Source organism: Sphingomonas qilianensis, from assembly GCF_039614825.1.
GTDB lineage: Bacteria > Pseudomonadota > Alphaproteobacteria > Sphingomonadales > Sphingomonadaceae > Sphingomonas > Sphingomonas qilianensis.
Map to the genome: position 1 here is coordinate 1,215,404 of NZ_JBDIMF010000001.1, position 21,831 is coordinate 1,237,234.

General features: G+C 64.7%; 21 protein-coding genes. 15 read left to right on the forward strand and 6 right to left on the reverse strand.

The window, feature by feature from the left end; genetic code table 11:
• Positions 1 to 9: 9 nt before the first annotated feature.
• The 4 genes from paoC to ABC969_RS05945 all read right to left on the reverse strand — a co-directional run bounded on the left by paoC (position 10) and on the right by ABC969_RS05945 (position 6,282).
• The gene (paoC, locus tag ABC969_RS05930) at positions 10 to 2,229 is read right to left on the reverse strand and encodes an aldehyde oxidoreductase molybdenum-binding subunit PaoC (RefSeq protein WP_345863628.1); all 2,220 of its coding nucleotides are present in this window, start codon (positions 2,227 to 2,229) and stop codon (positions 10 to 12) included.
• Positions 2,230 to 2,233: 4 nt separating this feature from the next.
• Positions 2,234 to 3,184 carry an FAD binding domain-containing protein gene (locus tag ABC969_RS05935; protein ID WP_345863630.1) on the reverse strand — a complete coding sequence of 317 codons (951 nt, stop codon included), beginning with the start codon at positions 3,182 to 3,184 and terminating at the stop codon, positions 2,234 to 2,236.
• Complete coding sequence (gene paoA, locus ABC969_RS05940) at positions 3,181 to 3,813, reverse strand: aldehyde dehydrogenase iron-sulfur subunit PaoA (protein WP_345863632.1); 633 nt, start codon at positions 3,811 to 3,813, stop codon at positions 3,181 to 3,183. Before paoA ends, ABC969_RS05935 begins: the two co-directional genes overlap by 4 nt.
• 180 nt (positions 3,814 to 3,993) lie before the next feature.
• Positions 3,994 to 6,282: an FdhF/YdeP family oxidoreductase gene (locus tag ABC969_RS05945; RefSeq protein ID WP_345863633.1), complete on the reverse strand. Its 2,289-nt coding sequence runs from the start codon at positions 6,280 to 6,282 to the stop codon at positions 3,994 to 3,996.
• A 149-nt stretch (positions 6,283 to 6,431) separates the two neighbouring features.
• Here ABC969_RS05945 and fdhD point away from each other — a divergent pair, with 149 nt between their 5' ends.
• Together fdhD and mobA are read left to right on the forward strand one after the other, a co-directional pair.
• A complete protein-coding gene (gene fdhD / locus ABC969_RS05950; protein WP_345863634.1) occupies positions 6,432 to 7,208 on the forward strand; it encodes a formate dehydrogenase accessory sulfurtransferase FdhD in 777 nt (258 codons plus the stop codon).
• Positions 7,205 to 7,750: a molybdenum cofactor guanylyltransferase gene (gene mobA, locus ABC969_RS05955; RefSeq protein ID WP_345863635.1), complete on the forward strand. Its 546-nt coding sequence runs from the start codon at positions 7,205 to 7,207 to the stop codon at positions 7,748 to 7,750. The genes fdhD and mobA overlap by 4 nt, the downstream gene beginning before the upstream one ends.
• On the opposite strand, the gene ABC969_RS05960 is transcribed toward mobA, so the two are convergent.
• Positions 7,701 to 8,324: an alpha-ketoglutarate-dependent dioxygenase AlkB gene (locus ABC969_RS05960; protein ID WP_345863636.1), complete on the reverse strand. Its 624-nt coding sequence runs from the start codon at positions 8,322 to 8,324 to the stop codon at positions 7,701 to 7,703. The two genes, mobA and ABC969_RS05960, sit on opposite strands and share 50 nt — an antisense overlap.
• A 62-nt stretch (positions 8,325 to 8,386) precedes the next feature.
• On the opposite strand from ABC969_RS05960, the gene ABC969_RS05965 reads away from it, so the two are divergent.
• The 8 genes from ABC969_RS05965 to ABC969_RS06000 all read left to right on the forward strand — a co-directional run bounded on the left by ABC969_RS05965 (position 8,387) and on the right by ABC969_RS06000 (position 15,479).
• Positions 8,387 to 8,983: a hypothetical protein gene (locus tag ABC969_RS05965; RefSeq protein WP_345863637.1), complete on the forward strand. Its 597-nt coding sequence runs from the start codon at positions 8,387 to 8,389 to the stop codon at positions 8,981 to 8,983.
• A gap of 270 nt (positions 8,984 to 9,253) precedes the next feature.
• On the forward strand, positions 9,254 to 9,838 hold the full coding sequence (locus tag ABC969_RS05970; RefSeq protein WP_345863638.1) for an SRPBCC family protein: 585 nt from the start codon (positions 9,254 to 9,256) through the stop codon (positions 9,836 to 9,838).
• 34 nt (positions 9,839 to 9,872) lie between these two features.
• Positions 9,873 to 11,054, forward strand: coding sequence for a zinc-dependent alcohol dehydrogenase (locus tag ABC969_RS05975; RefSeq protein WP_345863639.1), 1,182 nt, complete (start codon positions 9,873 to 9,875; stop codon positions 11,052 to 11,054).
• A 21-nt stretch (positions 11,055 to 11,075) separates the two neighbouring features.
• Positions 11,076 to 11,837: an SDR family NAD(P)-dependent oxidoreductase gene (locus ABC969_RS05980; RefSeq protein ID WP_345863640.1), complete on the forward strand. Its 762-nt coding sequence runs from the start codon at positions 11,076 to 11,078 to the stop codon at positions 11,835 to 11,837.
• Positions 11,838 to 11,870: 33 nt separating this feature from the next.
• On the forward strand, positions 11,871 to 12,380 hold the full coding sequence (locus tag ABC969_RS05985; protein ID WP_345863641.1) for a YciE/YciF ferroxidase family protein: 510 nt from the start codon (positions 11,871 to 11,873) through the stop codon (positions 12,378 to 12,380).
• 107 nt (positions 12,381 to 12,487) lie between these two features.
• Positions 12,488 to 13,609 (forward strand): 8-amino-7-oxononanoate synthase, encoded by a 1,122-nt coding sequence (locus tag ABC969_RS05990; RefSeq protein ID WP_345863642.1) that lies wholly within the window; start codon positions 12,488 to 12,490, stop codon positions 13,607 to 13,609.
• Positions 13,606 to 14,232, forward strand: coding sequence for a dethiobiotin synthase (gene bioD / locus ABC969_RS05995; RefSeq protein WP_345863643.1), 627 nt, complete (start codon positions 13,606 to 13,608; stop codon positions 14,230 to 14,232). Before ABC969_RS05990 ends, bioD begins: the two co-directional genes overlap by 4 nt.
• On the forward strand, positions 14,229 to 15,479 hold the full coding sequence (locus ABC969_RS06000) for an adenosylmethionine--8-amino-7-oxononanoate transaminase (protein ID WP_345863644.1): 1,251 nt from the start codon (positions 14,229 to 14,231) through the stop codon (positions 15,477 to 15,479). The genes bioD and ABC969_RS06000 overlap by 4 nt, the downstream gene beginning before the upstream one ends.
• A gap of 50 nt (positions 15,480 to 15,529) precedes the next feature.
• Here the strand turns inward: ABC969_RS06000 and ABC969_RS06005 are convergent, their stop codons facing one another.
• Positions 15,530 to 16,852: an MFS transporter gene (locus tag ABC969_RS06005; RefSeq protein ID WP_345863838.1), complete on the reverse strand. Its 1,323-nt coding sequence runs from the start codon at positions 16,850 to 16,852 to the stop codon at positions 15,530 to 15,532.
• A 198-nt stretch (positions 16,853 to 17,050) separates the two neighbouring features.
• Here ABC969_RS06005 and cyoA point away from each other — a divergent pair, with 198 nt between their 5' ends.
• From cyoA to ABC969_RS06030, 5 genes are read left to right on the forward strand one after another with little or no spacing between them, the layout of a single operon-like run.
• A complete protein-coding gene (gene cyoA / locus ABC969_RS06010; protein WP_345863645.1) occupies positions 17,051 to 18,082 on the forward strand; it encodes a ubiquinol oxidase subunit II in 1,032 nt (343 codons plus the stop codon).
• A gap of 11 nt (positions 18,083 to 18,093) precedes the next feature.
• A complete protein-coding gene (gene cyoB, locus ABC969_RS06015) occupies positions 18,094 to 20,100 on the forward strand; it encodes a cytochrome o ubiquinol oxidase subunit I (protein ID WP_345863646.1) in 2,007 nt (668 codons plus the stop codon).
• The gene (gene cyoC / locus ABC969_RS06020) at positions 20,097 to 20,720 is read left to right on the forward strand and encodes a cytochrome o ubiquinol oxidase subunit III (RefSeq protein ID WP_345863647.1); all 624 of its coding nucleotides are present in this window, start codon (positions 20,097 to 20,099) and stop codon (positions 20,718 to 20,720) included. Before cyoB ends, cyoC begins: the two co-directional genes overlap by 4 nt.
• Complete coding sequence (gene cyoD / locus ABC969_RS06025; RefSeq protein ID WP_345863649.1) at positions 20,717 to 21,121, forward strand: cytochrome o ubiquinol oxidase subunit IV; 405 nt, start codon at positions 20,717 to 20,719, stop codon at positions 21,119 to 21,121. The genes cyoC and cyoD overlap by 4 nt, the downstream gene beginning before the upstream one ends.
• Positions 21,118 to 21,825, forward strand: a complete 708-nt coding sequence (locus ABC969_RS06030; RefSeq protein WP_345863651.1) for an SURF1 family protein — start codon at positions 21,118 to 21,120, stop codon at positions 21,823 to 21,825. The genes cyoD and ABC969_RS06030 overlap by 4 nt, the downstream gene beginning before the upstream one ends.
• Positions 21,826 to 21,831: the final 6 nt, after the last annotated feature.

Consider the following 21,831-nt stretch of genomic DNA (forward strand, 5'->3'; position numbering starts at 1 on the left):
CCGAGGCGGTCAGGTCATCACCGGCAGCTTATCCAGATGCTTGTCGAGCGTGATCGGATAATCGCGCACGCGCACGCCAGTGGCATTGTAGATCGCGTTGGCGATCGCCGCGCCCACACCGCACAGGCCCAGTTCGCCCACGCCCTTGGCCTTCATCGGCGAGGAGATCGGATCGACCTCGTCGAGGAAAATCACTTCCTGGTGCGGGATATCGGCATGGACCGGCACTTCGTAGCTCGCCAGATCGTGATTAACGAAGAAGCCGAAGCGTTTGTCGACCGCGAGCTCCTCCATCAATGCCGCGCCCGCGCCCATCGTCATCGCGCCGATCACCTGGCTGCGCGCCGATTTGGGATTGAGGATGCGCCCGGCAGCACACACCGCGAGCATGCGGCGAATACGCGTCTCGCCGGTATAGGCGTTGACCGCGACTTCGACGAAATGGCCGGCGAAGGTGGATTGCTGGTACTTCTTGCCGAGATCGCCATATTCGATCGCGTCTTCGACCGTGAGCCCGGCATCGCCGACTGCCTCGCCCAAGGCGATGCTGCGATTGCCCGAACCTACCTTGCCGTCAGCAAAGGCGACGTCGGCGGCGTTGTAACCAAGCTTCTGCGCGATCAGGTCACGCAGCTTGACGCAGGCGGCATAGACCCCGGCGGTGGAGTTGTTAGCACCCCACTGACCGCCGGAACCCGCCGAGGCCGGACTGTCCGAATCGCCCAGCTTGACCACGACCTGATCGAGCGTGACGCCCATCATCTCCGCCGCGGTCTGCGCGATGATCGTGTAGCTGCCAGTGCCGATATCGGTCATGTCGGTCGTGACGGTGACGATGCCCTTGCGGTCGACGCCGACGCGCGCGGCCGACTTCATCAGCAGATTGTTACGGAAGCCCGCGGCCACGCCGAGGCCGATCAGCCATTGCCCTTCGCGCCTGGTGCCGGGCGTGGCGCTGCGCGCGCTCCAGCCGAACTTGTCCGCGCCCATTTCGAGGCATTTGATCAGCTGACGCTGGGAGAAACGGCGGGCGGGCTTTTCCGGATCGACCTGCGTATCGTTGGCGATGCGGAAGGCGACCGGATCCATGCCGAGCTTTTCGGCCATTTCGTCCATGGCGATTTCCAGCGCCATCAGGCCGGGCGCTTCGCCCGGCGCGCGCATCGCATTGCCCTCGGGCAGATCAAGCACGGCGAGCCGCATCGAGGTCAACCGATTGGCGCCGGCATACATCAATTTGGTCTGGCTGACCGCCGTCTCCGGGCCGCCGCCGGGAAGATCACCCGAGCCGCTTTCATGCGCGATGGCAGTGATCTTGCCCGCCTTGGTCGCGCCGATGCGGATGCGTTGCATCGTCGCCGGGCGATGCGTGGTGTTGTTGATCATCAGCGGGCGCTGCAACGTGACCTTCACGGGGCGACCGGCGGCCTTGGCGCCCAATGCCGCCATGATGGCATCGGTACGGACGAACAGTTTGCCGCCGAACCCGCCGCCGATATAGGGCGAGATCAGCCGCACCTTGTCCTTGGGGATTCCTAGGGTCTTGGCGACATCGCCCTTGCCCCAGGCAATCATCTGGTTCGACGTCCACAAGGTCAGCTTGTCGCCTTCCCACACGGCCAGCGACGCGTGCGGCTCCATCATGGCGTGGCTGTGATCCGGAGTCGTGTAGCGCGCATCGAGCGTGACCGGAGCGCTGGCGAAGGCGCCCTCGAAATCGCCGACGCGATCGACCGGCGGCGCCTTGCTGCCTTCTCCACTGTCGCCCCCGGTAAGCGGCGCGACCTTGAGTTCGGCGGCGAGATCGAAACGCCCCTTGCCACGCGCATAATCGACGCGAACGAGGTGTGCGGCAGCGCGCGCCTGTTCGAACGTCTCGGCGACGACCAGCGCCACGGTCTGGTGGTAATGCTGGATCTCCGGGCCGCCGAGCAGCATCGCCGTGTTGAAATCGCCCTTGATCAGCTTGCCGGCATTGTCCGCCGTGACGATGGCGATCACGCCGGGTGCGGCCTTGGCTTCGGCCAGATCGATGGCGTTGATGCGGCCCTTGGCGATCGCCGCGCCGACGATATAGCCATAGGCCTGGTTGGCGACGACATCATGCTGTTCATAGGCATAAGGCGCTGTACCGGTGGTCTTGAGCTTGCCGTCGATACGGTCATGCGGGCGGCCCACGACCTTCAGCTGATCGATCGGGTTCCGGCCGGCGGGGGTGTCGAACTTCATGGGATTACCCCTTCGCTTCGGCGAGCACCGCGCCGAGCGTCCGCTCGACCAGAGTCACCTTGAATGCATTGTCTTCGGTCGGGCGTGCGCCGGCGAGCAATTTGGCGGTAACCGCCTTGGCGCCACGCGGCAGATCGGCGTCGGCCGCCTCCACGCGCCACGGCTTGGGCGCGATGCCCCCCACCGCTACACGCCCCGTGCCATCGGGCTGCACCACCGCCGCCACCGAGACCAGGGCGAACGCATAGGAAGCACGATCGCGCACCTTCCGGTAGATATGCGTCCCGCCGAGCGGCTTGGGCAGCGTCACCGCAGTGATCAGCTCACCGCGCTGCAGCACCGTATCGATATGCGGCGTGTTGCCCGGCAAGCGATGGAAATCGGCGATCGGGATGGTGCGCGCGACGCCTTCGGGATTGACCGTCTGCACGGTGGCATCGAGCAGCCTAAGCGCCACCGCCATGTCGCCGGGATAGGTGGCAATGCAGGCGTCGCTGGTGCCGATCACGGCGAGCTGACGGCTATAGCCGCCGATCGCCGAGCAGCCCGTGCCGGGCTGGCGCTTGTTGCACGGCTGATTGGTATCATAGAAATACGGGCAGCGCGTGCGCTGGAGCAGATTGCCCGCCGTGGTCGCCTTGTTGCGCAACTGGCCCGAGGCCCCCGCGACGATCGCGCGACTGAGCACGCCATAATCACGGCGCACGCGCGCATCGGCGGCGAGATTGGTGTTGGTGACGAGCGCGCCGATGCGCAGCCCGCCATCATTGCTATCCTCGATCTTGTCGAGTTTCAGCGCGTTGACATCGATCAGATGCGCCGGCGCCTCGATCTGCAGCTTCATCAGATCGAGCAGATTGGTGCCGCCGGCGATGAACTTGGCGTTCGGCGTGCGCGCGGCGGCGGTGGCCGCTTCGGCCGGCGTCTTGGCGCGCTGATAGGTAAAGGGCTTCATGCCACGGTCTCCGCGACGTCGGTCATCGCTTCCAGAATGTTCGAATAGGCCCCGCAACGGCAGATATTACCGCTCATCCGTTCCCGCATCTCGTCGTTCGAGGCGGTGGGACGGGCGGTAAGATCGGCGGTGACATGGCTCGGTACGCCGGCCTTGATTTCGCCCAGCACGGCGACGGCGGAGCAGATCTGCCCCGGCGTGCAATAACCGCACTGATAGCCGTCATGCTTGATGAAGGCGGCTTGCATTGGGTGCAGCTTGTCGGGCTGGCCGAGCCCTTCGATCGTGGTGATCTTGTCGCCTTCGTGCATCACCGCGAGGCTGAGGCAGGAATTGATCCGTACGCCATCGACGAGCACGGTGCAGGCACCGCACTGGCCGTGATCGCAGCCCTTCTTGGTGCCGGTGAGCTGCAGATTTTCGCGCAGCGCATCCAGCAACGTGGTGCGCGTATCGACCTGCAGCGTGCGCCTTTTGCCGTTGACCACGAAACCGAGCTTGGTGGTGGCGGGCACCGGCGCTGGCGCCTGGGCCGCCGCGCCAACCGGCACTGCAGTGACCGCGACCGATGCCGCGCCCGCACCGAGCAGGCCGCGACGCGACACTTCGAATTCTCCGCTATCGCTCATGGCGGTATCGTTTCTCACTTGGCAGGGCCGCGCGCGGCCGATGTTGGTATGATCTTGATAACGTGCAAATGACGTTAAGGTACCGATTGCGCAGGCAATATTTGCTCCGCATACCGATCGGTATAATACAAAGCGGGCTTGGCGTCCACCCGCTGGTGTCGTGTTTGAGCGATGCCGCGCCTACGCCACGATCCTGACCGGCACCGATTTAGCGGCGGGGACATGGCTTTCCTCGGCAAAATGCTCGACCGGCATGAGCACGTTGGCCTCGGGATAATAAGCGCCAAGGCAGCCGCGCGGGATGCTGTAGGGCGTGACGATCAGCCCCTCGCGCCGGCGCATGATGCCATCGTCAGCATCGCTTTCCAGCGCGACGATCTGGTTCTCCTTGAGCCCCGCCGCGGCGATATCCTGGAGATTGATGAACAGCACATCGCGCGTGCCCTTCACGCCGCGGAAGCGATCATGATAGCCGTAGATCGTGGTGTTGAACTGGTCGTTGGAACGCAGCGTCATCAGCCGGAAGCGACCGTCGGCATCGTCGAAGCCGGTGGCGCACAAGCCGGTGGGGGCGAGGAATTCCGCCTTGCCGCTGGGCGTCTGCCAGATCCGCTCGCTCGCCTTGTTGCCTTTCCAAAAGCCGCCGGGCTGGAACAGCCGGGCGTTGAAATCGGCGAAGAATTGCGGATAGGTCTGCTCGATGGCGTCGCGGATTTTCGAATAATCGTCGACCCAGGCATCCCAGTCGACCTTGGGATTGACCGGCAGGATCTGCTTGGCCAGCGCGCCGACGATGGCGGGCTCGGACAAAAGATGCTCGCTCGCCGGCGTCGCCTTGCCGCGCGAAGCGTGGATGCAGCTGGTGGAATCCTCGACCGTGACGACCTGCGGGCCGCTGGCCTGCACGTCGGTTTCGATCCGCCCCAGGCACGGCAGCAGATACGTTACCTTGCCGGGGAAGAGATGGTTGCGGTTGAGCTTGGTGGCGACCTGCACCGACAGATCAAGATTGGTCCAGGCGGACTCCATCGGCCCGGTTTCGGGCACCGCGCGGAGGAAATTGCCGCCCAGCGCGACAAACGCCTTGATCGAGCCATCGATCACGCCTCGGCAGGCATCGATCGTGTCGGTGCCTTTCTCGCGCGGCGCGGTAAAGCCATATTGCGCCTCCAGCCGCTCGACCGGCACCAGCTCGGCCTTTTCGGTGATGCCAACCGAGCGCTGCCCCTGCACGTTGCTGTGCCCGCGCACCGGGCATGGGCCGGTGCCCGGCCGGCCGATATTGCCGCGCAGCAGCAGCAGATTGACCAGCATGCGGACATTCTCAACGCCCTTCACATGCTGCGTCAGCCCCATGCCGTAAATCGCCATCACCGCCTTGGCCTTGGCATAAACGCGCGCCGACGCCTCCAATTCGAGCTTGGACAGCCCGGATTCGGCAACGATCGCGCCCCAATCGGCGGCACGGACAGCGGCCACAAACTCCTCGAAGCCATGCGTGTGCGCTTCGATGAACGCGGTATCGAGCACGGCGGGCTGCCCGGCGAGAATGGCCGCATCGTGCCATTCGACGAGGAATTTGGCGATCGCCATCATCGCGGCGATGTCGCCCCCGGCCTTTACCTGGTGATATTGCGTCGAAATGCGCGTTTCGCCCAAGGTCGCCATCTCGATCGGGTTCTGCGGATCGGTAAAGCGTTCGAGCCCGCGTTCGCGCAACGGATTGAAGGTGATGATTTCCACCCCGCGTTTGCGGCAATCGCGCAAATCATGCAGCATGCGCGGCGAATTCGAGCCGACATTCTGCCCGAAGAACAGGATCGCGTCGCAATGCTCGAAATCCTCGAGCCGCGTGGTGCCCACCGGCACGCCGATCGCCGCCTTGAGCCCGACCGAGGTTGATTCATGGCACATGTTCGAGCTGTCGGGCAGGTTCTGATTACCGTACATCCGCGCCATCAACCCGTACATGTACGAGGCCTCCAGGCTGGTGCGGCCGGACGAGTAGAAGACCACCGATTTGGGATCGAGCGGCCGCAGCACAACGCCTATTTCGGAAAACGCCTCATCCCACGAACAGGCGACATATTTGTCGCTCGTGGCATCATAGCGCAGCGGGTGCGTCAACCGGCCATTCTGCTCCAGATCGTAATCGCGCCAGGTGCGCAGCTCGGTCAACGTATGCTCGGCAAAGAATTCGGGCGTGGTGCGATAGGTGGTCAGTTCCCAGGCGGTGGCCTTGGCGCCTTCCTCGCAGAATTCGGCGGGGTGATGATTGGCCGGTTTGGGCCAGGCGCAGCTGACGCAGGCGAAGCCATCCGGCTTGTTCTGCCGGACCAATTCCCGAAGTGTCTCGGGCGAGGCGCGCTCGCGCGGCATGATCTCGGCCAGCGATCGCACCGATCCCCAGCCGCCTGCGGGGCCGGCGAACGGGGTGATTTCGGGTTTGTCGGAATGCTGCTTGGCCATGATGTTTCCTGCCCGAACACGGTAATGCGTTTGCCGAGTTTACTGAGGGTGGAACGGCGCGGCGCTGAAATGGTTCACGCCAAATGCGCCGCAGCGCAGCGGGCGCCGCCCGTATTGGCGCGCGGGACAGATCGTGTAGGACGACACGCATGACCTCGCTGCCGCTTCCCTTCCTACGCCGAACGCCCGATGGCGTCGCGGAACCGATCAATCGCGCGATTGCCATCGAACGCCCGATCGCGATCGAGTTCAACGGCATCGGCTATGCCGTGATGATGGCGACGCCTGCCGACCTGCACGATTTCGCCTTCGGCTTTGCGCTGAGCGAGCGGCTGGTCGATAGCGCCGCATCGATCCTCGACGTGGATGTACACAGTATCGCGGCCGGCGAGGTGGTGCGCGTGACGCTCGATCCGTCTTGCGGCGCGCGTTTGCTGGAGCGCGTGCGGCACCGCGTATCCGAATCGTCCTGCGGCTTGTGCGGCATTGAAAATCTCGAACAGGCGCTGCGCCCCCTGCCCCGCGTGACATCGACCAGCGCGGCGGATGAAGCCGCGATCTTTCGCGCGCTGGCCGGCTTGCGCGCACAGCAGCCGCTCAACCGCGCGACCGGGGCGGTGCATGCGGCGGCGTTTTGCTCGGCGGACGGCACCGTGCGACTGGTGCGCGAGGATGTCGGGCGGCATAACGGATTCGACAAGTTGATCGGCGCCATGGCACGCGAGGGGCTCGGCTGGGATGGTGGCTTTGCCGTGCTGTCGTCGCGCTGCTCCTACGAACTGGTGGAGAAGGCCGCACTCGCCGATTGCCCCTTGCTGGTGACGATCTCGGCGGCGACCGATCTGGCGATCGCGCGGGCGCGGGAAGCGGGGTTGCGGCTGATCATGCTGGCGCGCGCGGATGCCATGCTGGCCGTTACCGAATGAGGATCCTCGGCGCGATCCTGGCCGGCGGCGAAGCGCGGCGCTTTGGCAGCGACAAGGGCCTCGCGCAATTGGAGGGGCAGAGCCTGATCGCCCATGCTGCAGACGTGCTGCGCAGCATGAGCGATGCCGTGGTGGTATGCGGGCGTGCCGTGGCACCGGCCGGGCTGGCGACGGTGCCGGACTGGCCGGCGGGCGGGCTCGGGCCGCTGGGCGGCCTATGCGGGGCGTTGCGCCATGCCGCCGCCGGCGGGTTCGATGCGGTGCTGACGGTTGGCTGCGACACGCCGGAATTGCCCCCCGCGGTGCTCGGCGCGCTGATCGCGGCGGGCGGCGCGAGTTATGTGCGGCAGTTGCCCATTCTGGGCTGCTGGCCGGTGACGCTGGCGGCGCGGCTGGCGGATCATCTGGCGACGGATACCGATCGCTCGGTGCGCGGTTGGGGCACATTGGCGGGAGCGGTGGCGATCGATGCCGGAGGCGACATCGCCAACATCAACCGCCCGGACGACCTGACCCGGTTGATTGCCGCGCGAGCGCGCTGAGCCCCTTGTACGACAGCGTGCGGAAGGTGATCGACCAGCGCGGCACCTCCATCGCGGCGATGCTGTGTTCCCATGCGTGGCGCACGTCGCCGCTTAGCAAATAGATCGAGCGCGGCGGGAGCGGGAGGCTTGCGCGCTCGAAACCGTCCGCCGAGCGGCGCCGCAGGCGTAATGTTGCCGCATTGGCGAGCGAAATGCCGATGACATGCTCGAACACAGGGCGATCACGATGCCAGCCGATCCCGGCGCCGGGATCGTAGCGCGTGACCATGGCCTGGACGAGATCGTCCTGGGGCATAGCGGCAAAGGCGGCGGCGCGGGCGCGCAAGGGGAGCAGATAATCGGGGATCGCCTCGGTAGGGCCGAAACTGGCATCGTCGAAATCGTAGCGCCAGCCGAACGACGCCGTCTCGCGCTTGCCCAGCCAGCCCTGGAACTTGAACGGGGCGACGGGCACTTCGGCCAGGCGGGCGAGCAACGCGGTCTCCTCGGCGGCGGTGAGGATGTCATCGGCGGCGGCCAAGCCGGGCGGCAACGTCGGGGCAGCGGCAAACAGATCGAACTGGGCGGTCATCCGTTGGATATGGGGCCGGGCCGCATCGGAACAACGTAAAGCGGCGGGGGATTGTACCGATCATGCCGACGCTCAAAGTGTATCGCACGCCGATCGGCTTTCATGACGCCTATGTTGCCGCGCCAAGCAAGAAGGCGGCGCTGCGCGCCTGGGGCAGCGAGAAGGATCTGTTCGCGCGCGGCGCGGCCGAACTGGTCACCGACGCAGAGCTGTCGAAAGCGCCGCTGGCCGAGCCGGGTGTGGTGATCAAACGCTCGCGCGGCACGGCAGCGGAGCAGATCGCCGCGCTGCCGCCGGACCCGCCGCGCCGGGCGCAGGCGACGGAGAGCGCGGAAGAGGCGCCGACCCGCCGCAAGGCGAAGCGCGCGGCGCCCCCTGCGCCCAAGCCCCAGCCCAAGCCCCAGCCCAAGCCTCAGCCGAAACCGGCGCCCAAACCACGACCCGATCGTGCTGCGCTGGACAATGCCGATGATGCGATCGGCGCGGCGGGGAAGCGGCACGACAAGGCGCGGCAGGAGATCGATGCGCGGATCGCCGCATTGCAGGCCGAACGCGACGCGCTGGTGCGCGAGCAGCGCGCGGAGAACGGCGCGCTGGAAGACGCGCGGGATCGGCTGGCTGACGATTACGACGCGGCGATGCGTGCCTGGCGGGGTTAGCGGCGCTCCCCAAAACACCTCGTCACCCCGGACTTGGTCCGGGGTCCGCTACGCCGCACCGCTCGGTTTCTATTGCAGTCGCTTAGTGTGCCGCCTGGTGGACCCCCGGACCAGGTCCGGGGTGACGAGGAAGGTGGCAAGGCAACCTATCCCCCAATAATGCTGATCGAGACAAACCTCTCACGTCGTTTGATTTCGCCGGTGAAACAACCCGGAACTTAACCACGCCCCATTTGCTTGAGCAGGCGACCAGCAAGACCGGAGGATTTCATGGCCAACGAATTTGCTACCACCGATGACGCGCCGCTGACCGCATCGAAAAACAGTCATGCCGCCGAGCAGGCGGGGCAGACGCTGATCGAGCCGAAGGGCGACAGCCTGGTCGGCCGCGCGGTGACGATCAACCGCCCCGCCGCCGAGCTTTATGACTATTGGCGCGACTTTTCGAACCTCGCGCAGTTCATGGAGAATGTCGTTTCGATCGAGACGCTCGATGCCAAGCGCTCGCACTGGGTGGTCAAGGCCCCGGCTGGCAAGACGGTGGAATGGAATGCCGTCGTCACCGATGAGGCCGAAAACAGCTTCATCGCCTGGGCCTCGGAAGAAGGCGCCGATGTGCCCAATAGCGGCCGGATCGACTTCAAGGAGGCCGGCGCGCGCGGCACCGTCGTCACCGCCACGATCCTGTACGATCCGCCGCTGGGCGTGGTCGGCAAGGTAATCGCCAAGCTGTTTCAGCGCGAACCGGCGATCCAGGCGCGGCGCGATCTGCGGCGCTTCAAGCAGCTGATGGAAACGGGCGAGATCGCCACCGCGGCGTTCACCCAGGAACAACTCCAAGAGGAGCGTAACTGATGCGCGCGCGTTTTTGTAAAGAGGAGCGACGCTGATGCGCGCACTGGCATGGCACGGCAAGCACGACGTCCGCATGGACACGGTGCCCGATCCCGAAATCATCAACCCGCGCGATTGCATTATCAAGGTCACCTCGACCGCGATCTGCGGCTCGGACCTGCATCTCTACGATCATTACATCCCGACGATGCAGGCGGGCGATATTCTCGGCCACGAATTCATGGGCGAAGTGGTTGAAACCGGGCCCAAATCGACGCTCAAGAAGGGTCAACGCGTCGTCGTGCCGTTCACCATCGCCTGCGGCAGCTGCTATCATTGTGGCAAGCAGCAATATTCGGCGTGCGACAACGGTTTGCCGGCTGACAATCAGGATATCGCGCAGACCATTTACGGCCAGCCGATGTCCGGCCTGTTCGGCTATAGCCATATGACCGGCGGCTATGCCGGCGGCCAGGCCGAGTATGTCCGCGTGCCGTTCAGCGATGTCGGCCCGATCGTCATTCCCGACGGCGTAGATGACGACAAGGTGCTGTTCCTGTCCGACATCCTGCCGACCGGCTGGCAGGCGGCGGAATATGCTCAGATCGAACCGGGCGATACGGTGGCGGTGTGGGGCTGCGGGCCGGTTGGCCTGTTCGCGGTGCAATCCGCCTTCCTGATGGGCGCCGAGCGCGTGATCGCCATCGATCATTTCCCCAAGCGCCTGGCGCTTGCCGCCAAGTTCGGCGCGGAGACGATCAATTTCGAGGAAAGCGCGGTCTATGAAGCGCTGATGGAAATGACCGGCGGGATCGGCCCCGATGCGGTGATCGACGCGGTCGGGCTGGAAGCACACGGGCTGTTCGTCGACAACGTGATCGACCAGATCAAGGCCTCGACTTTCCTCGGCACGGATCGCACGCATTCGATCCGCCAGGCGATCATCGCCTGCCGCAAGGGCGGTCGCGTGTCGATGCCCGCCGTCTATGGCGGGTTCGTCGACAAGTTCCCGCTCGGCGCGTTCATGGAAAAGGGGCTGACGCTCAAGACCGGGCAGACGCACGTACAGCATTACATGCCGGCCCTGCTCAACGCGATCATGGAAGACAAGATCGATACGACCTTCCTGATCTCGCACCGCATGGATCTGGAGGACGCCCCCAAGGCGTATGACATGTTCAAGAACGATCAGAACAACGTGACCAAGGTCGTGCTCAAGCCCGGCCTGGGCCGCTAATTACTTTCAGGAGCGTATAAAATGGCCAATAAATTCGCAATCGTCACCGGCGCTTCCGCCGGGATCGGTGCCGAGCTTGCCAAGCTGGCTGCTGCCGAGGGCTACGACCTGCTGCTCGCCGCCGACACGCCGTTTACCGAGAGCGTGGGCAACGCCGAAACGCTGGATGTCGATCTCTCGACCTTCGAGGGCGTCGATCGCCTGCTGGAGGCCGCGGGCCATCGCCAGATCGATCTGTTGTGCGCCAATGCCGGTCACGGCCTGGGCCGCGCGTTCCTCGATCAGGATCCGGCGGAGTGGAAACATGTCGTCGATACCAATATCGTCGGCACCGCCTATCTGCTGCAAAAAGTGCTGCCGCAGATGGTGTCGCGCAACGACGGCAAGGTGCTCGTGACGGGCTCGATCGCGGGCTACATTCCGGGCGCGTTCCAGGCGGTCTACAACGGCTCCAAGGCGTTCGTCGACAGCTTCGTCGCGGCGCTGCAGAACGAGATCAAGGATTCGGACGGCATCACGCTGACCAACCTGATGCCCGGGCCGACGGACACCGATTTCTTCGAACGCGGCGACATGATGGATACCTCGGTCGGCACTGATCCCAAGAAGGAAGACCCGGCGGACACGGCCAAGAATGGCTGGGATGCGCTGATGTCCGGCAAAGCCAGCGTCGTTTCGGGGCTGAAGAACAAGATCCAGTCCGCCGTGGCCAATGTCACGCCGAACGCGATCCTGGCCGAGCAGCATCGCAAGATGGCCGAACCCGGCACCGCCGACGACTGATCCGTTTCACCACCACTTTTCAGGAGACAGACTATGGGCTTGTTCAGCAAAGATATCGCCACTCTCGACGACCTGTTCCTGCACACCGTGCAAGACATCTATTATGCCGAGCATCAGATTCTCAAGGCGCTGCCCAAGATGATCGACAAGGCAACGGCGCCGGGGCTCAAAAAGGGTTTCGAGACGCATCTGACGGAAACCGAAGGCCAGATCGCGCGGCTCGAGCGCGTGTTTGCCTCGCTCGACCAGAAGGCCAAGGCAGTAAGCTGCCCGGCGATCGACGGGATCATCAAAGAGACCAACGAGATCATCGGCGAAGTCGCCGACAAGGCCGTGCTGGATGCGGCATTGATCGCAGCGGCGCAGGCCGTCGAGCATTACGAGATCACGCGCTATGGCACGTTGATCGCCTGGGCCAAGGAACTGGGCCATACGGAAGCGGCGGGCTTGTTTGCCGAGACGCTGGCCGAGGAAAAGGCTACTGACGAAAAGCTGACCAAGATGGCCGAAAGCAAGGCCAACGCAAAGGCAGCGGCGGCGTAAGCCGTACGCCCGGGCGTGATTTAAGGGCGTGGGCGGTTTCCGCCCGCGCCCTTTATTGTGGCATGATGAGGCTCGCACTGGGGCGCCGAGCGTCTTAAAGGCGCGCGATGACTTTTCTGGCGGCGCAGCAAGCCGATTTCCACATGCTCGAGGCGCGCGCGCGGCTGCGGCGGTTGCAGCCACGCACGGGCGTTGATTTTTGTTCTAACGATTATATCGGGCTGGCCAACGCGGCGCGCTTGCGCCGCGCGGTGACCGAGGCGCTGGCCCGGGGTGTCGCCTTGGGATCCGGCGGATCGCGGCTGTTGCGCGGCAACGATCCCGAGCATGAGGCGCTGGAGGCCGAGGCGGCAGCGTTTTTCGGCAGCGACAGCGCGCTGTTCTTTTCCTCCGGTTATGCCGCCAATGCCGCCTTGTTCGCGACGCTGCCGCAGCGCGGCGACCTGGTAGTGCATGATGCGTTGATCCATGCCAGCGCGCATGAAGGGATGCGCCTTGGGCGGGCAGACTGCATATCGGCGCCGCATAACGATGTGCAGGCGATCGCCGAGGCGGTGGCCGCCTGGCGTCGCGGCGGCGCCACCGGGCAGGCGTGGATCGCGGTCGAGAGCCTGTACAGCATGGATGGCGATCGTGCGCCGCTGGACGATCTGATCGCGGTGGCGGATCGGCTGGGCGCGATGCTGCTGATCGACGAGGCGCACGCCACCGGCGTGTTCGGGCGCGACGGGCGGGGGCTGGCCGAGGGGCTGGAGGGGCGGCCCAACGTCGTCACGCTCCGGACCTGCGGGAAAGCGCTGGGGTGCGAGGGGGCATTGCTGTGCGGGCCAACGATCGTGCGCGACATGCTGGTCAATCGTGGGCGCGCGTTCATCTTTTCGACCGCCCCCTCGCCGCTGATCGCGGCCGCGGTGCGCGAGAGTTTGCGGATCCTGGGTGACGAGCCGGCGCGGCGCACGGCGCTGGCCGCGTTGATCGCGCAGGCCGGGCGGGTGCTGGCGCCGCTTGGCGTGGCGGTCACGGGATCGCCGATCATGCCGCTGCTGCTGGGCGACGATGCGCTGACGATGCGTGTTGCCGGCGCGGTGCAGGAAGCAGGGTTCGACGTGCGCGGGGTGCGGCCACCGACCGTGCCGGTGGGGACCAGCCGGCTGCGCATTTCGCTGACGTTGAATGTGAGCCCGCGCGAGATCGATGCGCTGGCACTGGCGATTGGGGATGCATTATGAGCGATTTTAGTTGCGTGGTGACCGGCACGGACACCGATATCGGTAAAACTGTGTTTGCCGCGGCGCTGGTGGGTGCGCTTGGCGGCTATTACTGGAAGCCGGTGCAAGCGGGGCTGGACGGCGGCAGCGATGCCGAGCGGGTGGCGGCGCTGAGCGGGTTGGCGCCGGAGCGCGTGCTGCCCGAGGCGTATCGCCTGGCGACGCCGTGTTCGCCGCACCGCGCGGCGGAACTGGACGGCGTGACGATCGATCCGGCGCGGCTGGAGCCCCCAGCGCAGCGCCCACTGGTGATCGAGGGCGCTGGCGGCGCGCTGGTGCCGGTGACGCCCGATGTGCTGTTCGCGGACCTGTTCGCGCGCTGGCAGTTGCCCGTGGTGATCGTCGCGCCCACCGGGCTGGGCACGATCAACCATAGCCTGCTGACGATCGAGGCGCTGCGCGCGCGCCGCGTGCCGATCCTGGGCATCGCCTTTGTCGGCGACGCGGTGGAGGATAGCGAGGCGACGATCGCGCGGCTCGGGCAGGTGAAGCGCCTGGGCCGACTGCCGCTGCTGAGCACGCTCGATCGCGAGACGCTGGCGCGGGCGTTCGCGGCCAATTTCGCGCTGGATGATTTTCGATGAGCGCGATCTGGCATCCCTTTACGCAGCATGGCCTGGGCGAGCCGATCCCGCTCGTCACGCATGCCGAGGGGGCGGCATTGTTCACCGCGGATGGGCGGCGGATCATCGATGGCATCTCCTCCTGGTGGGTGACGACGCACGGCCATGGCCATCCGCGCATCGTGGCGGCGATCGCCGCGCAGGCGCAGCGGCTCGACCAGATCATCTTCGCCGGCTGGACGCATGAGCCCGCCGAGACGCTGGCGGCGGGCCTGCGGGCGATCATTCCCGAGCCGCTGACGCGCGTATTTTTTTCGGATTCGGGATCGACCAGCGTGGAAGTGGCGCTGAAGATGGCGCTCGGCTTCTGGGCCAATCGCGGGGCGCCGCGGCAGCGCATCCTGGTGCTCGAGCATAGCTATCATGGCGATACGATCGGGGCGATGTCGGTCGGCGCGCGGGGCGTGTTCAACCAGGCCTATGCGCCGTTGCTGTTCGATGTCGGCACGATCCCGTTTCCCATGGCCGGCGGGGAACAGGCGACGCTGGACGCGCTGGAAGCGGCGTGCCGAGCGCAGCCGGCGGCGTTCATCGTCGAGCCGCTGGTGCTGGGCGCGGGCGGGATGCTGATCTATCCCGCGTGGGTGCTGACGGAGATGCACGCGATCTGCGCGCGCCACGGCGTGCTGTTCATCGCCGATGAGGTGATGACCGCATGGGGGCGGACAGGGACATTGCTGGCGTGCGAACAGGCCGGCGTGGTGCCGGATATTCTCTGTTTGTCGAAGGGGCTGACCGGCGGCGCGATGCCGCTTGCCGTGACGATGGCGCGCGAGGAAATTTACGCCGCGCATCTGTCGACCGATCGCGCGCGGATGTTTTTCCATTCATCGAGCTATACCGCCAATCCGATCGCCTGCGCCGCGGCCAATGCCAATCTCGCGATCTGGCGCGAGGAGCCGGTACTGGCGCAGATTGCCGATCTGGCAGCGCGGCAGGCGGGGCATCTGGCGGCGCTGGCCGCGCTGCCGGGCGTGACCGGCGCGCGAGCCATCGGGACGATCACGGCGCTGGACATTGCGGGCAATGCGCAGGGCTATCTGTCAGCGCTCTGGCCGCAGTTGCTGGCGTTTTTTCGCGAGCGCGATCTGCTGATACGGCCGCTGGGCAACACGGTGTATGTGATGCCGCCCTACTGCATCGACGAGGGCGATCTGGCGCTGGTCTATGCCGGGATCGGCGCAGCAATCGAGATGGCGCAAGGATAACTTCGGGCCGATAGCGCCCCCTCTCCCGTGGGGAGAGGGATGGCCACCGCTTACGAAATACGCTTGCCGAGTTCCTTGTTCACGCCGAGCGCGATCAGCGTGCCAAGCGCGCCCGATAGCAGATACGCGCCCGCTGCGAGCAAGCCGAATTCGCTCGCCAGCACCAACGCAACGAGCGGCGCGAAGCCGGCGCCGACCAGCCAGGCCAGATCAGAGGTCAAGGCGGCGCCAGTATATCGCCGTGCGCTGGCGAAGTTGGCTGCCACCGCGCCCGATGATTGGCCGAAGGCTAGCCCAAGCAGGCCAAAGCCGGTGACCATGAACACGATCTCACCCAGATCGCCGCCGTTCAGCAATTGCGGCGCAAAGCCGCTGAACACCGCGATGCCGGCCGCCGACGCGCCAAGCAGGAAGCGCCGCCCGACGCGATCGGCGATCAGCCCGGAGGCGACCACGGCAATCGTGCCGACGACCCCGCCAACGATTTCGATGACCAGGAAGCGTGCGGCGTCCTCCTGCGTGAACAGCACCACCCAGGACAGCGGAAACACCGTGACCATGTGGAACAGCGCGAAGCTGGCCAGCGGAGCGAATGCGCCGATGACGATGTTGCGCCAATCGCTGCGCAGCGTATCCGTCACACGCGATGGTTCGAGCTCCTTGCTCTCGAACAGCGCCATATAATCCGGCGTCGTCACCATACGCAGCCGCGCGAACAGCGCGACCACATTGATCGCGAAGGCGACGAAGAACGGATAGCGCCAGCCCCAATCGAGGAAATCGGCGGTCGACAGCGACGACACGAAGAAGGCGAACAGCGCGCTCGCCACGATCAGGCCGAGCGGCGCGCCCAATTGCGGGATCATCGCATACCAGCCGCGCTTGTTCTCCGGCGCATTGAGCGCGAGCAGCGAGGCAAGGCCATCCCATTGGCCGCCCAGCGCCACTCCCTGGCCGATACGGAATACCGCGAGCAGGATCGCCGACCACGCGCCGATCGTTTCGTACCCCGGCAGGAAGGCCACCGCGACAGTGGAAATGCCCAGCAGAAACAATGCGATGGTCAGCTTGGTGCCGCGGCCGAGCACTTCATCGATGCGCAGGAAGATGAGCGAGCCGATCGGTCGCGCAATGAATGCCAGCGCGAAAATGGCGAATGAATAGAAAGTGCCGGTAAGCCGATCGACATAAGGGAATACCAGCGCCGGAAAGACCAACACCGAGGCGATGGCATAAACGAAGAAGTCGAAGAATTCCGATGTTCGCCCGATGATCACGCCGATCGCGATTTCGCTCGGCGCAACATCGCCGTGCCGTGCGTTGATGGCGCGCGCGTCGCGTTCTGCAGTGTGGGAAGCGGTCTGGGCGGTCATCTCGGTATCCTGCGTGCCGGGTTGGTTGGCCACTATGAGGCTCAATGCACCATAACGCACGGGACGGCACATTGGACAAAATGTCCAATGTCGCACTGCAGCATCGAAGAGTAATTCGCGATCATGCCTGTCACCCGACTCACTCCTCCCCGCCACCCCGGATCTTTTGTACGTGCAGCGCTGGCCAAAGGTGCTGCCGTGGCCGCGCTTGCCTTGCTTGCGGGCTGCAATACCGTGGTGCTCAATCCAGCGGGCGATGTTGCGCAGCAGCAGGGCAATCTGGTGATCTTCTCCACCGTGCTGATGCTGGTCATCGTGCTGCCGGTGATCTTCCTCGTCTGCCTGTTCGCGTGGCGTTATCGTGCGAGCAACGAGGAAGCGACCTATTCCCCCGATTGGGACCATTCGACGCAGCTCGAATTGCTGATCTGGGCGGCGCCGCTGCTGATCATCATCTGCCTTGGCGCGGTGACCTGGACGGCGACGCATCTGCTCGATCCGTATCGCCCGATCGAGCGCATCGCCAAGGATCGGCCGGTCGCGCCCAATACCAAGACGCTCGAGGTGCAGGTCGTGGCGCTCGATTGGAAATGGCTGTTCATCTATCCCGAATACGGCATCGCCACGGTCAATGAACTGGCCGCGCCGGTCGATCGCCCGATCCGCTTCCGCATCACCGCATCATCGGTGATGAACGCCTTCTATGTGCCGGATCTGGCAGGGATGATCTACGCCATGCCGTCGATGGAGACCAAGCTCCACGCGGTGATCAACAAGCCGGGCAATTATGCCGGATTCTCCTCCAACTATAGCGGTGCGGGCTTCTCGGGCATGCGCTTCCGCTTCCACGGGCTAGATGATGCCGGCTTCGCCGCCTGGGTGGCGAAGAACAAGGCGGCGGCCCTGCCCTTGTCGCGCGGCAATTATCTGCAGCTCGAAAGGCCCAGCGAGAATACGCCGGTGATGCGCTTCGCGCGCGTCGCACCCGGCCTGTTCGATGCGGTGGTCAATCAATGCGTGCGCCCCGGCACGACCTGCATGTCCGATATGATGCAGCATGATCGGGGCGACAGCGCCGCGATGAAGCACATGCCAGGCAAGGGCAGCCCGGCCGCCGCCAAGCCCGAGGAAGCGCTGACCGGCGGCGACGCCGCCGAAGCGCCGACCAAGAATCCGAAGGATGTGCAGCAGCGCAGCAATGCCTCGCCATCCAACCCGACAACGCTGTGAACGGCCAGATCATGCAGACCACCACCCACCCCGCCATCAGCCCGATCCTGGGCCGGTTCACGCTGGAATCGCTGCCGCTGCACGAACCGATCGTGGTCGCCACGTTCGTTGGCGTGGCGATCGGCGGCATCGCGCTGATCGCGGCGCTGACCTATTTCAAACTCTGGGCCTATCTGTGGAAGGAGTGGTTCACCACGGTGGATCACAAGCGCATCGGCATCATGTACATGATCCTAGGCATCGTCATGCTGCTGCGCGGCTTTTCCGATGCGATCATGATGCGCGCGCAACAGGCCATGGCGTTCAACAACGAAGGCTATCTCAACGCGCACCATTATGATCAGGTGTTCACCGCGCACGGCGTGATCATGATCTTCTTCGTCGCCATGCCGATCGTGACCGGGCTGATGAACTATGTCGTGCCGCTGCAGATCGGCGCGCGCGACGTGTCCTTCCCGTTCCTCAACAATTTCAGCTTCTGGATGACCGCATCGGGCGCGGTGATGGTGATGATGAGCCTGTTCGTCGGCGAGTTCGCGCAGACCGGCTGGCTGGCCATGCCGCCGCTCTCGGGCATCGGCTTCAGCCCCGGGGTGGGCGTCGATTACTATATCTGGTCGTTGCAGATCGCCGGCGTCGGCACGTTGCTATCGGGCGTCAATCTGATCTGCACGATCGTCAAGATGCGCGCGCCCGGCATGAGCATGATGAAGATGCCGATCTTCTGCTGGACCGCGCTCTGCACCAACATCCTGATCGTCGCCGCCTTCCCGGTGCTGACCGCGGTGCTCGCGCTGCTCAGCCTCGATCGCTACGCCGACACCGCGTTCTTCACGAACACGCTGGGCGGCAACCCGATGATGTACGTCAACCTGATCTGGATCTGGGGCCACCCGGAGGTGTACATCCTGATCCTGCCGATGTTCGGCGTGTTCAGCGAAGTGACCTCGACTTTCTCGGGCAAGCGGTTGTTCGGCTATACCTCGATGGTCTACGCGACCTGCGTTATCACGCTGCTCGCCTACCTCGTCTGGCTGCACCATTTCTTCACCATGGGGTCGGGCGCCAGCGTCAATTCGTTCTTCGGCATCACCACGATGATCATCTCAATCCCCACGGGGGCCAAGATCTTCAACTGGCTGTTCACGATGTATCGCGGGCGCATCCGCTTCGAGTTGCCGATGATGTGGACCGTGGCGTTCATGATCACCTTCACGATCGGCGGGATGACCGGCGTGCTGCTCGCCGTGCCGCCGGCTGATTTCGTGCTGCACAATTCGCTCTTCCTGATCGCACATTTCCACAACGTGATCATCGGCGGCGTGCTGTTCGGCGCCTTCGCGGCGATCAACTACTGGTGGCCCAAGGCGTTTGGCTTCACGCTCAACCAGTTCTGGGGCAAAATCTCGTTCTGGCTGTGGGTCAGCGGCTTCTACTTCGCCTTCGTGCCGCTCTACGTGCTTGGCCTGATGGGCGTGACGCGTCGGCTGCGCACCTTTGAGGACCCGTCCTACCAGATCTGGTTCATCATCGCGGCGTTCGGCGCGTTCCTGATCGCGCTTGGCATTGCTGCCATGCTGATCCAGTTCGCGGTCAGCATCCGCGATCGCAAGAAGCTGGTCGATGTGACGGGTGATCCGTGGAACGGGCGCACGCTGGAATGGGCGACCTCGTCGCCGCCGCCCGACTACAATTTCGCCTTCACGCCGATCGTGCATGACGGCGATGCCTGGGCGGACATGAAGGCGCGTGGCTATCAGCGCCCGGTGAGCGGCTACAAGGACATCCACATGCCGAGCAACACCGGCACGGGCGTGATTCTGGGCGCGCTCAGCACGGCCTTTGGCGTGGGCATGATCTGGTATGTGTGGTGGCTGGCGGGCTTGAGCTTTATCGGCATCCTCGCCGTCGCCATCGGCCATACCTTCAACTACAAGCGCGATTACCACATCCCCGCGGCCGAAGTGACGGCCACGGAAGATGCGCGGACCGCGGCGCTGGCAGGAGTGGTCGCATGAGCGCCCAGGTAGCAGAATTCGATCGCGACCTATTCCACCCGGAAGAGGAGCCGCATCACGCCGAGGGGTCGAGCACGATGCTCGGCTTCTGGATCTACCTCATGAGCGATTGCCTGATCTTCGCGATGCTGTTCGCGACGTATGGCGTGCTCGGCACGAGCTATGCCGGCGGCCCGGGGCCGAAGGAATTGTTCGAGCTGCCGCTGGTCGCGCTCAACACCTCGATGCTGCTGCTGTCGTCGATCACGTACGGCTTCGCCATGCTCAACATGACCGAGGGCAAGCAGCGCGCGACGCTCGTGTGGCTGGGCATCACCGGATTGTTCGGCGCGGCATTCCTCAGCATCGAGCTGTATGAATTCTATCACCTGATCCACGAGGGTGCGACGCCGCAGCGCAGCGCTTTCCTGTCCTCGTTCTTCACGCTGGTCGGCACGCACGGGCTGCACGTCACGTTCGGGATCATCTGGCTGGTGACATTGATGGTGCAGGTCGCGCGCAAGGGGCTGATCACCGCCAATCGCCGCCGGCTGATGTGCCTGAGCCTGTTCTGGCACTTTCTCGATGTGATCTGGATCGGTGTCTTCACCTTCGTCTATCTGATGGGAATGCTGCGATGAGTGCTGTCAGCGACGGTTACGACAACCCCGAACACGCCGTGCAGGATCATGCGCACGACGATGAGGAAGCGCACGGCTCGCGCAAGGGCTATTGGATCGGCTTTGCGCTTTCCGTCGTGCTCACCGCGATCCCGTTCTGGCTGGTGATGACCAATCCGCTGTCGGCGCAGACCACGGCGCTGATCATCATGGCGTTTGCGGCGGTGCAGATCGTGGTGCACATGATCTTCTTCCTGCACATGAACCGTCGCGCCGAGGGTGGCTGGTCGATGATGGCATTGCTGTTTACGATCGTCATCGTGGGCATCTCGCTCGCCGGATCCCTGTGGGTGATGTATCACATGAATGCCAACATGATGCCGGCGATGGATATGCAGGATATGGGCGGCGGCATGGGATGATACGCGCCGTTGCCCATGTTGCGCTGGCGGTGCTGTGGATCGCGGTCATTGCCGGGTTGCTGGCGCTTGGCACATGGCAGGTGCAACGGCGGGCGTGGAAGCTGGATCTGATTGCACGCGTTGATGCGCGGCTGAAGGCGCCGCCGGTACCGGCACCCGCGCTAGCCGATACCGAGGACGCCTATAGTCGCGTGAGCGCAACGGGACGGTTCCTGCCAGGCAAAGACAGTTTCGTGCAGGCCTCCACCGTGCAGGGGCCAGGCTGGTGGGTCATGACGCCGCTGCGGGTGGAAGCTTTGGGGGATAAGCGCGCGCCCCGCACCATCCTCATCAATCGCGGTTACGTGGCGGAGCGCCGCGCCGCGCCGGTGCCGACGGAGCGTGTCACGATCACTGGGCTGCTGCGCTTGACCGAACCCAAAGGAGGGTTCCTGCGCAGCAACGATCCCGTCGCCCAGCGCTGGCATTCGCGCGACGTGGCCGCGATCGCCGCGCGCCAGGGCCTTACCGACACGGCCCCTTATTTCATCGATGCGGATGCCGCAGGCAACGCGCCCGGCCAGCCGGTCGGGGGGCTGACCGTGGTGAAATTCCCCAACAGCCATCTGGTATACGCGATCACCTGGTATGTATTGGCGATGATGACCGCCGCCGGCTTCTATTACTGGATCACACTGGTGCGCCGCCGCGGACGACCGGCGTGATCCGGG

What these genes read in the sequence shown, in the direction of transcription:
- fdhD (WP_345863634.1), top strand. Translation starts at nt 6,432, where the DNA reads ATGACCTCGCTGCCGCTTCCCTTCCTACGCCGAACGCCCGATGGCGTC.
- ABC969_RS05945 (WP_345863633.1), bottom strand. Translation starts at nt 6,282, where the DNA reads ATGGCCAAGCAGCATTCCGACAAACCCGAAATCACCCCGTTCGCCGGC.
- cyoB (WP_345863646.1), top strand. Translation starts at nt 18,094, where the DNA reads ATGCAGACCACCACCCACCCCGCCATCAGCCCGATCCTGGGCCGGTTC.
- ABC969_RS06005 (WP_345863838.1), bottom strand. Translation starts at nt 16,852, where the DNA reads ATGACCGCCCAGACCGCTTCCCACACTGCAGAACGCGACGCGCGCGCC.
- ABC969_RS05990 (WP_345863642.1), top strand. Translation starts at nt 12,488, where the DNA reads ATGACTTTTCTGGCGGCGCAGCAAGCCGATTTCCACATGCTCGAGGCG.
- paoC (WP_345863628.1), bottom strand. Translation starts at nt 2,229, where the DNA reads ATGAAGTTCGACACCCCCGCCGGCCGGAACCCGATCGATCAGCTGAAG.
- ABC969_RS05975 (WP_345863639.1), top strand. Translation starts at nt 9,873, where the DNA reads ATGCGCGCACTGGCATGGCACGGCAAGCACGACGTCCGCATGGACACG.
- cyoC (WP_345863647.1), top strand. Translation starts at nt 20,097, where the DNA reads ATGAGCGCCCAGGTAGCAGAATTCGATCGCGACCTATTCCACCCGGAA.
- ABC969_RS05970 (WP_345863638.1), top strand. Translation starts at nt 9,254, where the DNA reads ATGGCCAACGAATTTGCTACCACCGATGACGCGCCGCTGACCGCATCG.
- ABC969_RS05935 (WP_345863630.1), bottom strand. Translation starts at nt 3,184, where the DNA reads ATGAAGCCCTTTACCTATCAGCGCGCCAAGACGCCGGCCGAAGCGGCC.
- ABC969_RS05960 (WP_345863636.1), bottom strand. Translation starts at nt 8,324, where the DNA reads ATGACCGCCCAGTTCGATCTGTTTGCCGCTGCCCCGACGTTGCCGCCC.
- ABC969_RS05965 (WP_345863637.1), top strand. Translation starts at nt 8,387, where the DNA reads ATGCCGACGCTCAAAGTGTATCGCACGCCGATCGGCTTTCATGACGCC.
- bioD (WP_345863643.1), top strand. Translation starts at nt 13,606, where the DNA reads ATGAGCGATTTTAGTTGCGTGGTGACCGGCACGGACACCGATATCGGT.
- ABC969_RS05985 (WP_345863641.1), top strand. Translation starts at nt 11,871, where the DNA reads ATGGGCTTGTTCAGCAAAGATATCGCCACTCTCGACGACCTGTTCCTG.
- ABC969_RS06000 (WP_345863644.1), top strand. Translation starts at nt 14,229, where the DNA reads ATGAGCGCGATCTGGCATCCCTTTACGCAGCATGGCCTGGGCGAGCCG.
- paoA (WP_345863632.1), bottom strand. Translation starts at nt 3,813, where the DNA reads ATGAGCGATAGCGGAGAATTCGAAGTGTCGCGTCGCGGCCTGCTCGGT.
- mobA (WP_345863635.1), top strand. Translation starts at nt 7,205, where the DNA reads ATGAGGATCCTCGGCGCGATCCTGGCCGGCGGCGAAGCGCGGCGCTTT.
- ABC969_RS06030 (WP_345863651.1), top strand. Translation starts at nt 21,118, where the DNA reads ATGATACGCGCCGTTGCCCATGTTGCGCTGGCGGTGCTGTGGATCGCG.
- ABC969_RS05980 (WP_345863640.1), top strand. Translation starts at nt 11,076, where the DNA reads ATGGCCAATAAATTCGCAATCGTCACCGGCGCTTCCGCCGGGATCGGT.
- cyoD (WP_345863649.1), top strand. Translation starts at nt 20,717, where the DNA reads ATGAGTGCTGTCAGCGACGGTTACGACAACCCCGAACACGCCGTGCAG.